The organism is Mesorhizobium sp. CA7, assembly GCF_020165015.1.
Taxonomy (GTDB): domain Bacteria; phylum Pseudomonadota; class Alphaproteobacteria; order Rhizobiales; family Rhizobiaceae; genus Mesorhizobium.
This window is the reverse complement of record NZ_JAIUHH010000002.1, coordinates 286,214-299,206: the sequence shown is the minus strand read 5'-3', so window position 1 is coordinate 299,206 and position 12,993 is coordinate 286,214. Positions and strand designations below refer to the sequence as shown.

Annotated in this window: 11 protein-coding genes; 7 read left to right on the top strand and 4 right to left on the bottom strand. The window is 62.8% G+C overall.

Going from position 1 to position 12,993, the window contains the following annotated elements:
* Positions 1-5: 5 nt before the first annotated feature.
* On the bottom strand, positions 6-734 hold the full coding sequence (locus LB552_RS06145) for a 3-deoxy-manno-octulosonate cytidylyltransferase (RefSeq protein WP_224602831.1): 729 nt from the start codon (positions 732-734) through the stop codon (positions 6-8).
* 193 nt (positions 735-927) lie between these two features.
* On the opposite strand from LB552_RS06145, the gene LB552_RS06140 reads away from it, so the two are divergent.
* The 7 genes from LB552_RS06140 to LB552_RS06110 all read left to right on the top strand — a co-directional run bounded on the left by LB552_RS06140 (position 928) and on the right by LB552_RS06110 (position 10,498).
* A complete protein-coding gene (locus LB552_RS06140) occupies positions 928-1,617 on the top strand; it encodes a c-type cytochrome (protein WP_224602828.1) in 690 nt (229 codons plus the stop codon).
* 251 nt (positions 1,618-1,868) lie between these two features.
* A complete protein-coding gene (locus LB552_RS06135; RefSeq protein ID WP_224602826.1) occupies positions 1,869-3,749 on the top strand; it encodes an extracellular solute-binding protein in 1,881 nt (626 codons plus the stop codon).
* Positions 3,749-5,626: an extracellular solute-binding protein gene (locus tag LB552_RS06130; protein ID WP_224602824.1), complete on the top strand. Its 1,878-nt coding sequence runs from the start codon at positions 3,749-3,751 to the stop codon at positions 5,624-5,626. The genes LB552_RS06135 and LB552_RS06130 overlap by 1 nt, the downstream gene beginning before the upstream one ends.
* Before the next feature lie 30 nt (positions 5,627-5,656).
* On the top strand, positions 5,657-6,754 hold the full coding sequence (locus LB552_RS06125; RefSeq protein WP_224602821.1) for a microcin C ABC transporter permease YejB: 1,098 nt from the start codon (positions 5,657-5,659) through the stop codon (positions 6,752-6,754).
* Positions 6,754-7,893: an ABC transporter permease gene (locus LB552_RS06120; RefSeq protein ID WP_224602820.1), complete on the top strand. Its 1,140-nt coding sequence runs from the start codon at positions 6,754-6,756 to the stop codon at positions 7,891-7,893. Before LB552_RS06125 ends, LB552_RS06120 begins: the two co-directional genes overlap by 1 nt.
* Positions 7,890-9,518: an ABC transporter ATP-binding protein gene (locus LB552_RS06115; RefSeq protein ID WP_224602818.1), complete on the top strand. Its 1,629-nt coding sequence runs from the start codon at positions 7,890-7,892 to the stop codon at positions 9,516-9,518. The genes LB552_RS06120 and LB552_RS06115 overlap by 4 nt, the downstream gene beginning before the upstream one ends.
* A 38-nt stretch (positions 9,519-9,556) precedes the next feature.
* Positions 9,557-10,498, top strand: a complete 942-nt coding sequence (locus tag LB552_RS06110; protein WP_224602816.1) for a 2-hydroxyacid dehydrogenase — start codon at positions 9,557-9,559, stop codon at positions 10,496-10,498.
* A gap of 358 nt (positions 10,499-10,856) precedes the next feature.
* On the opposite strand, the gene LB552_RS06105 is transcribed toward LB552_RS06110, so the two are convergent.
* The 3 genes from LB552_RS06105 to LB552_RS06095 all read right to left on the bottom strand — a co-directional run bounded on the left by LB552_RS06105 (position 10,857) and on the right by LB552_RS06095 (position 12,915).
* A complete protein-coding gene (locus LB552_RS06105; RefSeq protein ID WP_224602814.1) occupies positions 10,857-11,387 on the bottom strand; it encodes an AAA family ATPase in 531 nt (176 codons plus the stop codon).
* A gap of 73 nt (positions 11,388-11,460) precedes the next feature.
* On the bottom strand, positions 11,461-11,835 hold the full coding sequence (locus LB552_RS06100; RefSeq protein ID WP_140843790.1) for a hypothetical protein: 375 nt from the start codon (positions 11,833-11,835) through the stop codon (positions 11,461-11,463).
* A 135-nt stretch (positions 11,836-11,970) separates the two neighbouring features.
* Entirely contained in the window at positions 11,971-12,915 is a 945-nt protein-coding gene (locus LB552_RS06095; RefSeq protein ID WP_224602812.1) for a methyltransferase domain-containing protein, read from the bottom strand.
* Positions 12,916-12,993 lie beyond the last annotated feature (78 nt).

Genomic DNA, 12,993 nt, shown 5'->3' with positions numbered 1-12,993 from the left:
ATATCTCAATTTGAAAGGATCTGTCTTGCCCGCTCGAGATCATGCGGCGTGTCGACGCCGAGCGGCACGGAATGGACGATCTCGGCGTCAATGCGCATGCCGGCTTCCAGCGCGCGCAGCTGCTCCAGCCGCTCGCGACGCTCCAGCGGCGACGGCTTCAGCGCGACGAAACGTTCCAGCGCGGCGCGCCGATAGGCATAGAGGCCGATATGATGGTAGAGCGGCCCCTCGCCCCAGGGCGCGGTGGCGCGGGTGAAGTAGAGCGCTTTCAGCCGTGTCGACGACAGCGGCGAGCCGACGATCTTGACGACATTGGGGTTGGTCTTCTCCTCGTCGCGCACGATCTCGACGCCGAGCGTGGCGATATCGACCGATTTGTCCTCAAACGGCCGCAGCGACGCGCCGATGATTTCGGGGTCGATGGTCGGCAGATCGCCCTGGACGTTGACGATCGTTTGCACCCGCCTTTCGGGGTCGAGCGCCGTCAGCGCCTCGAAGATGCGGTCGGAGCCCGATTCGTGATCCGCGCGGGTCATGACAGCCTCGAAACCATGCGCCCGCACGGCCTGCGCGACCGCTTCCGTGTCGGTCGCCACCACCACGCGGCCAAGCCCGGCCTCGGCTCCGCGCCGGGCGACATGGACGATCATCGGCACGCCCGCAATGTCGGCCAGCGGCTTGCCCGGCAGGCGCGTGGAGGCCATGCGGGCGGGGATCAGGATCAAGGTCGACATCGGATTTCAGGGCGGCCGAAAAAAGCGGATGGAAAAGTGGCAAAAGGTCTCACTGGAAGCGCCCTTATAGGTGTTGCAACGCCAGAGCAAAAGACCTAGTTTCCGCGCGGTTTGACTGGCCTTTCAGGGCAGTTCGCGATACCGACGGACGGAGTGGACGGGACGGTCCGCCGGAAAAGGGAGCAAGGGGCGTATGGATTCCAACGAAGTGAACAAGCTGCTCGGCGGATTTCTTGGAACCTGCTTCATCGTCTTTTCCATAGGCCTCGTCTCGGACGGGCTGTTCGCCTCGCCGACGCCCGAAAAGCCCGGCTTCGCCATCGAAGCGCAGGAACCGACCGAAGGCGGTCCGGCTGCTCCCGCGGCGGAAGCCAAGCCGATCGCCGACCTGCTCGCCACCGCCAATGTCGAGGCGGGCGCAGCGATCTTCAAGAAATGCCAGGCCTGCCATTCCGGCGAAAAAGGCGGCCCGAACAAGGTCGGTCCGGACCTTTGGGACATCGTCGACCGCCCCGTCGCCGAGCATGAAGGCTTCGCCTATTCGGCCGGCATGAAGGATTTCTCCAAGGGCGGCCAGGAGCACTGGACTTACGACAATCTCAACCACTTCATCACCTCGCCGAAGAAGTTCGTGAAGGGCACGGCGATGGGCTTCGCCGGCCTGCCGAAGGATGAAGATCGCGCCAATGTGATCGCCTATCTGCGCACGCTGTCGGACAATCCGAAGCCGCTGCCGCAGCCGGGCGCTTCGGCCGAAGCCAAGCCTGCCGAAGGCACCAAGCCGGCGGAAGGTGCCGCACCCGCGAAGCCCGCCGAAGGCGCTGCGCCGGCCAAGCCGGCCGAGGGAACCGCTCCGGCCAAGCCCGCCGCGCCCGCTCAATAAACAATTCGTCATAGAGACTTCCTTGGAAAAGCCGGGTTCGTCCCGGCTTTTCTGTTAGGAAAGCTGCATGGACCGCGACAAAGGCGGCACTTGCGGTTTCCACCCGCGTCAAATGATCTAGATTGCGGGTGGACAGAGCAATTCCACGAAAGCGGGAACCGGGTTTCCGTCCGGAATTGCGTCGAAACAAAGCGATAGAGCGGTTTCCGGGAAACGATGAACCGCTCTGGAGTTCGCGACGAGGAGAACGCATGAAGGTTGGCCGCTTCCGCACGCTTTTCGCATCGGCATTCGCGCTTGCCTTCGCCGCCAGCCTGCAGGCCGGCTTCGCCGATGAATGGCGCACGACATCGTCGCTGATCGGACCTTCAAAGTATGGCGAGAATTTTCAGCATTACGACTACGTCAATCCAGATGCGCCGAAGGGCGGCACCTATAACGCCGTCGCCGTCGGCACGTTTGACAGCTTCAACCCATACATCGTGCAAGGATCGCCTGCCGGCGGCTTCGCCGAGTTTGGCGGCGGCCTGCTCTACGACACGCTGATGGACCAGGCGACCGACGAAGGCAGCGTCAGCCACCCGCTGATTGCCGATGCCTTCAAGTATCCCGCCGACTATTCGACGGCGACCTACCGGCTCGATCCACGCGCCAAATGGCATGACGGCCAGCCGATCACGGTCGACGACGTGATCTGGTCGTTCCAGGTGCTCAAAGCCAACAGCCCAAGATACAATCGCTATTTCGAGAATGTGACCGAGGCGGTCGCGGTCTCGGACCGCGAGGTCGAGTTCCATTTCAACCAGAAGGGCAACCGCGAGCTGCCCAAGATCCTCGGCGATCTCGTCGTCTTGCCGAAGCACTGGTGGGAAGGCACGGACGCCAGCGGCAAGAAGCGCGACATCACAAGGCCGACGCTCGAGCCGCCACTGGGCTCCGCGGCCTACAAGATTGCCAGCTTCAAGCCAGGCTCGGAAATCGTCTGGCAGCGCGTGCCGGACTATTGGGGCGCCAAGCTGCCGGTCAAGATCGGGCGCGAGAATTTCGACACCCAGCGCTTTACCTACATCCTCGACGACAACGCTGCCTGGCAGGCCTTCACCAAGGGGGGGCTCGACGACATCCACCGCGAAATGAGTTCGCGCAAATGGGCAACGGCCTATGACTTTCCGGCCTTCAAGGGCGGCGACGTGATCAAGAAGACCTTCGAAAGCGAACATGCGCAGCCCATGCAGGGCTTCGTGTTCAACCAGCGGCGAGCACTTTTCCAAGATCGTCGGGTGCGTGAGGCGCTGACCCAGCCCTTCGATTTCGAGACGATGAACAGGACGCTGTTTTTTGGCTTCAACACCAGAACGTCGAGCTATTTCCAAGGCACCGAACTGGCGTCGAGCGGCCTGCCGCAAGGCAAGGAACTGGAAATCCTGGAAAAATATCGCGACAAGCTGCCGCCCGAATTGTTCACTCAGGAGTTCAAGCTACCTGTCTATGACTCACCGCAAGCGGAGCGGAAACATCTTAAGCGGGCCGTTGATCTCCTTGCTCAGGCCGGCTGGCAGATCAAGGGCGGCAAGATGATCAACACAAAGTCCGGCGAGCCGCTTAAGTTCGAGATACTCGGTTCGAACGACACCGACCAAGTCATCTCCAGCCCTTACATCGCTAACCTGCGCAAAATAGGGATCGACGCGACCCTACGCATCATCGACCAGACCCAGTACATCAACCGGATCAACCACTTCGAGTTCGATATGGTAACGACGGTGCTTCAGCAATCTGAATCGCCCGGCAACGAGCAACGCGAATTCTGGAGTTCGAAGGCAGCAGACGCCCCAGGCTCGCGTAACCTGATGGGCATTAAGGACCCGGTCGTAGACGCCCTGATAGATCGGATCGTTTTTGCCAGCGACCGCGCCGATCTTATCGCCGCCACCCACGCCCTTGACCGGGTGCTCTTGTGGAACTTCTACGTCCTGCCGCAGTACCATCGCACCGCTGTCTGGTACGCCTACTGGAATAAATTCGGCATGCCGGATAAGCAGCCCAGCTACCGCGGCGCCGATATCGATTCCTGGTGGATCGACCCGGTGAAGGAAAAGGCGCTGGCCGCCAAATACAAGGGTCTCAATTGATGGAGCGGCGGACTTTGCTCCCTCGCCGCGACTTCCTGGCGCTCGGCGCCGCAGCCGCTGCCGCGGCGCTGCTGCCTGGCCGGGCCTTTGCCGAGACGCCTACCGGCGTCAAGCTGCACGGCCTGTCGGCCTTCGGCGACCTGAAATACAAACCCGACTTCACGCATTTCGACTATGTGAATGTCGATGCGCCGCAAGGCGGCACCTTCAACTTCTCGCCGCCGAACTGGGGCGCCAACGAGAGCCCGCAGACCTTCAACACGCTGAATTCCTTCGTCCCCAAGGGCGATTCCCCGCAGCGTATGGAAATGTGCTTCGATTCGCTGATGGTGCGGGCGCTGGACGAGCCGGACGCGGTTTACGGACTGATCGCCGACGGTGTCACGCTCTCGGACGACCGCAACAGCTTCACCTTCTCGCTGCGCCCGCAGGCACGCTTCCATGACGGCACGCCGCTCACCGCCGACGATGTCGCCTTCACCTTCAAGCTGTTGAAGGACAAAGGGCATCCGGACTACGCGCTGTCGCTGACACATCTGGATGACGCGGTGGCGAAGGATACCCACACGGTCGAGCTCAAATTCTCCGGCAAGCAGTCGGCCCGCACCATCCTCAATGTGGTCGGGTTCCCGATCCTTTCGAAGGCCTTCTTTACGGCCAACCCGTTCGATTCCTCGCAGCTCAATCCGCCGCTCGGCTCAAGCGCCTATAAGGTCGGGCGCTGGTCGGCGGGCGCCTGGATCGAATATGAGCGCGTGCCCGACTATTGGGGCAACGACCTGCCGGTCAACCGCGGCCAGAACAATTTCGGGCGTATCCGTATCGAATTCTACCAGGATCGCACGGCCGGCTTCGAGGCCTTCAAGAAGGGCGAGATCCTCTACCGCGAGGAGTTCACCTCGCGTGTCTGGGCGACGGCCTACGACTTTCCGGCCTTCACCGGCGGCAAGGTGATCAAGCATGAATTCCCCGCCGAAACCACGCCTTCCATGCAGGCCACGGCGGTTAACCAGCGGCGGGAGCAATTCAAGGATCCGCGCGTGCGGCAGGCGATCGCGCTCTGCTTCGATTTCGAATGGACGCGGCGCAACTTCTTCTACGGTTCCTACCAGCGCTCGCAATCCTGCTTCGAGAAATCCGACTTCCGCGCCTCTGGCATGCCAACACCGCAGGAACTGGCGCTGCTTGAGCCGCTGCGCGACCAGTTGCCGCCGGAGACCTTTGGCGAGGCGGTGACGCAACCGCCATCGGACGGGTCCGGGCGTGACCGCAAGCAATTGAGCGCTGCGCTGAAGCTGCTCGCCGAGGCCGGCTGGAAACGCTCCGGCGATTTCGTGCTCAACGACAAAGGCGGGCGGCTGACCGCCGAATTCCTGGTCGACGACGAGACCTTCGTGCAAGTCTATTCGCCCTGGGTCGCCAACATGAAGGCCATCGGCATCGATGCCTCGATCCGCCTGGTGGATTCAGCGCAGTACCAGCTCAGGCAATCGACATTCGATTTCGACCTGCTCTCGGCCGCCTTCAATTTCAGCGCCACGCCGACCCGCGACGATCTGGAAATTTTCTTCCATTCGCGCAGCGCCTCAGTATCGGGTTCACGCAACCTGTCGGGCGTTGCAAGCCCGGCAATCGATGCGCTGATCGATGCCGTCGGCGCCGCCAAGGATCGTGAAAGCCTGAGCACCGCCATGCGTGCGTTGGACCGGGCCTTGCGCGCGCGGCGCGATTGGATTCCAAGTTGGTATCTGGCGAATCACCGAAGCGCCTATTGGGACATGTTCGGCTTTCCCGAACAGAAACCCGATTTCGGCTTTCCGGTCGAGGCGCTGTGGTGGTTCGACAAGGGCAAGGCGGCAAAGATTGGCAAAGCCTGACATCACTGTTCGCGCGGGGCCCGTCGCCTGATGGGCGCCTATATCCTGCGCCGCATTCTTCTGATGATCCCGACGCTGTTCGGCATCATGGCGATCTCCTTCGCGGTCATCCAGTTCGCGCCGGGCGGCCCGGTCGAGCAGGTGATTGCCCGGCTGACCAATCAGGGCGGCAACGATCGCCTCGGCAGCGGTGGCGGCGACGCAGGCGGCGGCGGCAATTTCGACGTGGCCGGCGATGTCGGCTCGAAATATCGCGGCGCGCAGGGGCTCGATCCCGAATTCATCAAGAAGCTGGAAAAGCAGTTCGGCTTCGACAAGCCGCCACTCGAGCGGTTCGGCATGATGCTGTGGAACTATATCCGCTTCGATTTCGGCGACAGCTATTTCCGCGATATCTCGGTGCTGAACCTGATCCTGGAGAAGATGCCCGTCTCCATCTCCATCGGCCTGTGGATCACGCTTCTGTCCTACCTGATCTCGATCCCGCTCGGCATCCGCAAGGCGGTGAAGGATGGCTCGACCTTCGACGTATGGACCAGCGGCGTCGTCATCGTCGGCTATGCCATTCCCGGCTTCCTGTTCGGCATCATGCTCATGGTGCTGTTCGCGGGCGGTTCGTTCTGGGACTGGTTTCCGCTGCGCGGCATCGTTTCGGACAATTGGGATCAGCTGTCCTGGCCGGGCAAGATCGCCGACTATTTCTGGCACATGACGCTGCCGCTGACGGCGCTCGTGCTGTCGGCCTTCGCCACGACCACCCTGCTCACCAAGAACTCCTTCCTCGAGGAAATCCGCAAGCAATATGTCGTGACGGCGCGCGCCAAGGGCCTGTCGGAGCGCAAAGTGCTCTACGGCCACGTCTTCCGCAACGCCATGCTGATCGTGATCGCGGGCTTTCCCAGCGCCTTCATCTCGGCCTTCTTCACCGGCTCGCTGCTGATCGAGAACATCTTCTCGCTCGACGGCCTCGGCCTGCTCGGCTTCAAGTCGGTGATCGACCGCGACTATCCGGTGGTATTCGCCACCCTCTACATCTTCTCGCTGCTTGGCCTGTTCGTTGGCCTTTTGTCCGACCTGATCTACACCTGGGTCGATCCGCGCATCGACTTCGAGCGGAGAGACATCTGATGGCCGAGGCGGCGATCGAAAGCGCGCCGGCGCGGCCTCGCAGGCCATTTCTGTCGCCGCTCAACCAGCGGCGGCTGCAGAATTTCAAAGCCAACCGGCGCGGCTACTGGTCGCTCTGGATCTTCCTGTTCCTGTTCGTGCTGTCGCTGTTCTCAGAGCTGATCGCCAACGACAAGCCGATCGTCGCCTCCTACAAGGGCGAGATCCTGTTTCCGGTCCTGGTCGCCTATCCGGAGGAGAAGTTCGGCGGTTTCTACGCCGTCACCGACTATCGCGATCCGGTGATCCAGGACGAGATCAACTCCAATGGCTGGATGATCTGGCCGCCGGTCCGTTATTCCTATCAGACGGTCAACAACGCCATTCCGGAACCGGCGCCGGCAAAGCCGTCCTGGCTTTACGACAAGAAGACGCGCTGCAGCCAGTATCCGCAAGGCGAGGCCGACGCCAACTGCACCGTCGGCAACTGGAACTGGCTGGGCACGGACGACCAGGCCCGCGACGTGCTGGCGCGGGTGCTCTATGGCTTCCGCATCTCGGTTCTGTTCGGCCTGATCCTGACGCTCGGCTCGTCGCTGATCGGCGTCGCGGCGGGCGCGGTGCAAGGCTATTTCGGCGGCTGGACCGACCTTCTCTTCCAGCGTTTCATCGAGATCTGGTCGGCGATCCCGGTTCTCTATCTGCTGCTCATCATCTCGGCCATCCTGCCGCCCGGCTTCTTCATCCTGCTCGGCCTGATGCTGTTGTTTTCATGGGTGGCGCTGGTCGGCGTGGTGCGGGCAGAATTCCTGCGCGCCCGCAACTTCGAATATGTCAACGCGGCGCGCGCGCTGGGCGTGCCGAACCTCACCATCATGTTCCGCCACCTGTTGCCGAACGCCATGGTGGCGACGCTGACCTTCCTGCCCTTCCTGCTCTCGGGCTCGATCTCGACGCTGACCTCGCTCGACTATCTCGGCTTCGGCCTGCCGCCGGGCTCGGCCTCGCTCGGCGAATTGCTGAAACAGGCGCAGCGCAACCTCAACGCCCCCTGGCTCGGCATCTCCGGCTTCATCGTGATCTCGCTGATGCTGTCGCTGCTGGTCTTCATCGGCGAGGCGACGCGTGACGCCTTCGATCCGCGCAAGACGTTCAAATGAGCCAAGCCCTGCTTTCCGTCCAAGACCTGAGCGTCGCCTTCGCGCAAGGCGGCGAGCAATCGATCGCCGTCGACCATATCTCATTCGACATCGCCAAGGGCGAGACGCTGGCCCTGGTGGGCGAATCCGGCTCGGGCAAATCGGTCTCGGCGCTGTCGGTGCTGAAGCTCCTGCCCTATCCCGCCGCCAGCCATCCGTCGGGCAGGATCCTGTTCAGCGGGGCCAACCTGCTCGCCATGGACGAGAAGGCGTTGCGCGGCGTGCGCGGCAACAAGATCACCATGATCTTCCAGGAGCCGATGACCTCGCTCAACCCGCTGCACACGATCGAGCAGCAGATCGTCGAGGTGCTGCAATTGCATCAGGGCCTGCGCGATCAAGCCGCCCGCGCGCGCACGCTGGAGCTGCTCACCGAGGTCGGCATCCGCGATCCGCAGAAACGCCTCGACGCCTATCCGCACCAGCTCTCCGGCGGGCAGCGCCAGCGCGTCATGATCGCCATGGCTCTGGCCAACGAGCCGGAGCTTCTGATCGCCGACGAGCCGACGACCGCGCTCGACGTCACCGTGCAGGCGCAGATCCTGGAACTGCTGGCGGAGCTCAAAGCCCGCAAGGGCATGTCGCTGCTGTTCATCACGCATGATCTCGGCATCGTGCGCAGGATCGCCGACCGCGTCTGCGTCATGACCAAGGGCAAGATCGTGGAGAGCGGCCCGACCAGGGAAATCTTCGCCAATCCGCGGCATGACTATACAAAGCATCTGCTCGCGGCCGAGCCGAAGGGCAAGCCGCCCACAACCGACCCGGGCGCCAAATCCGTCATGACCGGCAAGGACATCAAGGTCTGGTTCCCGATCAAGAAAGGCTTCTTCCGCACCACGGTCGACCATGTGAAGGCCGTGGACGGCATCGACGTCACAGTGCGGGCCGGCCAGACCCTTGGCGTCGTCGGCGAATCCGGCTCGGGCAAGACGACGCTGGGCCTGGCGCTCGCGCGGATGATCTCCTCGACCGGTACGATCAATTTCAACGGACGCGACATCAACCAGCTGTCCTTCGGCGCCATGCGGCCGCTGCGGCGCGAATTGCAGATCGTCTTCCAGGATCCGTTCGGATCGCTCAGCCCGCGCCTGTCGGTCTCCGAGATCATCGAGGAAGGGCTGAAGATCCACGAGCCGAAGCTCTCGGCCGACCAGCGCGACGACAAGGTGGTCGCCGTGCTGAAGGAGGTCGGCCTCGATCCCGAAACGCGCCACCGCTATCCGCATGAATTCTCCGGCGGCCAACGCCAGCGCGTCGCCATAGCCCGCGCCATGGTGCTCAACCCGCGCTTCGTCATGCTCGACGAGCCGACCTCCGCACTCGACATGAGCGTGCAGGCGCAGGTGGTCGACCTTTTGCGCAGCCTGCAGGCCAAGCACAATCTCGCTTACCTCTTCATCAGCCACGACCTCAAGGTCGTCCGCGCCCTTGCCAATGATGTCATCGTCATGCGCAATGGCCGGATCGTCGAGGCGGGACCTTCCGAGCAGATTTTCAGCAGCCCGCAAACCGATTATACGCGGGCGCTGATGGCGGCGGCCTTCAAGATCGAGACCGCGCCGACCGGCGTGGTCAGCGAGTAGCCGGTTCCGCACCGGCGAAACAGGGAAAAAATCCGAGAATGGAAAAAGGCAAAATCCTGCTTGTCCTCACGGGCATCCACCCGCAGCGCTGGCATGAGCTGCTGTCGGCCGAGCGCGAGGTCGTGCTGGAGCCGAACGGCGCCGACGATCCGTCGATCACCTATGCGGTGGTGTGGAAGCAGAAGCCCAACCTTCTCAAGTCGCTGCCCAATCTGCGTGCCATCTTCTCGATCGGCGCCGGTGTCGACCATGTCTTTGCCGATCCCGGCCTGCCCGACGTGCCGATCGTCAAGATCGTCGCCGACAATCTTACCCAGCACATGGTCGAATATGTTGTCTGGCGCGTGCTCGACCACCATCGCCAGGCGTCGCTTTACCGGGCCCAGCAGCAAAAGAAGATCTGGCACGAGCCGCCGCAACGGGTGGCGGGCGACGTCTCCGTCGGCATCATGGGGCTTGGCAGTCTTGGCCGCGCCGCGGCTTCGGCGTTGTTGTCGCTCGGTTTCGCCGTCAACGGATGGTCGCGCAGCGAGCGGGGGATGAAGGGCGTTTCGACCTATGCCGGCGAGGCGGGGCTGATCCCCTTCCTCAATGCCACTGACATCCTGGTTGTGCTCTTGCCGCTCACGCCGCAGACCCAGGGCATCGTCAATTACGGACTGCTCAAGGAACTGCGCCGGCGCAACGGGCTCGGCGGCGCCGTGCTGATCAATGCCGGGCGCGGACGCCTGCAGAAGGACGCCGACATTTTGCGCGCGCTGGACGACGGCACGCTGAAGGAAGCGAGCCTCGACGTGTTCGAGGTCGAACCGCTGCCGAAGACCAGCCCGCTGTGGAGTCATCCGAAAGTGTTCGTCACGCCGCATGCGGCGGCGACGTCGGACCCGGCGCATCTGGTGCCGATCATGCTTCGCCAGATGGCCGCCTTCGAGCGCGGCGAGAAGCTCGAGAACCTGGTCGACCGCAAGGCGGGGTATTAGTTCTCCCGACACAGGGATTTGAAAGGTTGCCGTTTGTCTTGGCGCAAGATTTTCCGTTCATTCCCGTGAAATCGGCGCAAACTCCGAGGATTGGTTGAAGCCGCCCAACCTCGTCATTCTAGGGCGGAGCAAGGAGCGAAAGCGACGCGCGCAGACCCTGGAATCCATGCCGTGGCTTCGAAGCGCCGCCACGGTGCAGAATTTTGCTCCGTTGCACACCTTGACGAAGGTAACGGCATGGATTCCAGGGTCTTCGCGACGGAGCTTCGCTCCTGCTTCGCCCTGGAATGACGATCGCGATAGGCGTTTCGGCCAATCTCCAACGCATGCCGCCTGCCAAAATCCCTGTGCAGTGCCATTAGTTCAGGGTCAAATCACAAGCATCGAAGCACTGCTTGATCGACCGCAGCGAAGACAGCCGCAACTTCGGCAGCTCAAGCTCTTCAAACATCGCTTGGTATCGCTTGCGGTTTCGCGGCGTCACCACGGCGATGTGGTGGATCATGTCCCATTTGATGCTGTCGCGCCCGCCTTCCAGAGCGCCGAGTCTGTCCTTCTCGAACAGCGTTCGCCTTAAATAGCGCAGAAGACTCGCGGCCGTGGAGATATCCAGCAGAATCAAGCCTGTCGCCCGCCGAAGTCGCTGCGGCATGCAACCCGAATAGTTCCCGTCCATCACCCAGCGCTCGCCGGCTATCGCAGCATCGTGCAGGGCAATGAATTCGGCCCTCGGACGCTGCTCCCAATCCGTATTGGGCAGATGAAAGAGCTGATCGAGGTGAACGGCTTCCAGGCCGCGCTTGCGCGCTATAGCGTCGGCAAGGGTGGACTTGCCGCTATTGGACGGGCCCAGGATGCAGATGCGCTCGCCGAGGTCTGAGAGGTTCATCGGGCGGTCTTTGAAGCGCGATCAAACGCTCGTCGGTCCAGCCGAGCGTCAAACGGAATATCGAATCGAACGCTCAGGAAGGTTTCGAGCCGGGCAGCCCGAGCGTCTCCTTCTTCTTCGGCTTACCGCAGTCGCGGCGTTCGATCGAGCGGTTCATGGCGTCGATCTCGCCGCTCGCCTTGTTGCTGGCGCGCTGCGCCTTGGAGCGCATGTCCGGCATGAACGGGCCGAAGCCCATGGCCGGATTGGAGAAGCCCGGCTTGGCAGTGACGGGCAGATTGTTCTGCCGCGCCAGTTGATTGCGCTGCGCCAGCAACTGATCGCAAGGCACATCGTCGTATTGCAATGAGGATTGGACATCCTCGTCCTGACGCTCGGCCATCGACGTGCCGCCGACACAGCCGGAGACCGTCAGGCAAGACGCCAACGCAACCATGGTCCAGCGCATGGATATCTCCCTAGGGCAATTCCAGGAAAAGTGCCTCGTGGTTTTCCGTCCGGAATTGCGCAAAAACAAAGACTCGGTATCCGCCCCGCGCAACCGGGACCATGCCATTCAGGCTTTTTCGCAGCAAGGTCGACCTCATGCCGTTGCCGGATTCCCCACCTCGGCGGCTGCAGCGGGAAGCCCAGCCACAATGGCCAGGCCCGCGACCGGATCCCGCCGGTCGTGCCGGATAACCGTGCTTTCCAGCGACAGGACTGCAAGCCCGTTGGCGCGAAGCACGCGCCGCGCATAGGCCTCGGAATGGGCATAGCGCCGTGACGGCAAAAGGGCGAAATCGCCGTCGCTGGCAAGCGTCTCGACCGAAAAGGCGAACAGGCCGCCCTCGGCAAGCATGTTCGCGACCGCGCCGACAATGCGTTCGAGCGCGCCCAGATAGATGAACACGTCGGCCGCGACAACGAGGTCGGCCTTGGCGCCTGTGTAAGAGAAATGCTGGAGGTCGGCCTTGGCCAGCCGGTCGTAGATGCCCTTGGCCTTCGCCTTCCTCAGCATGCCGGCCGAGATGTCGTAGCCCTCCAGCCGGTCGGCGAACGGGCGCAGCCTCTCGCCCATCAGGCCGGTGCCGCAGCCGAAGTCGAGGGCCAGCCGGAACCGGCCGGGCCGTGCCTTGCTTATGGCGCGCCAGAGAAAATCCGGCAGCCCGTAGCCGAGCTTGCCGACAAGCGAATCCTCGAAACTGTCGGCATAGTGATCGAACAGGGTCTCGACAAAGGCGCTGGGCGGCGCCTCGGCGGCGGGCGCCTTGCCGATCAGTTGAAGCTTCAGCGCGGCGCCAAGGCGGTCCGCGGGCTCGAGCTTCAGCGCCATGGCCCAGGCCTGCGCGGCTTGGTCGAGCAGGCCTGCCCCCTCCTGCATCTCGCCGAGGCGAAACCAGCCCGCCGCCCATTGCGGCGCCAGTTCCAGCGCGCCAAGCAGAAGCTCGGCCGCCTGCGCCGGCTCGCCCGAGGCGAGCAGCGTCTCGGCGAAATCGGCGCGACGATCGGCGTTCAAATCGCCCGAGGAGGCCTGGAGCGGTTTCATCTTTTGAAGAATCCCACCGGCGAGGCGGAGCCGGCAAGGGGCTGTAGGACGAGTCAGCAGTCTCTTGCAACAGGCTTC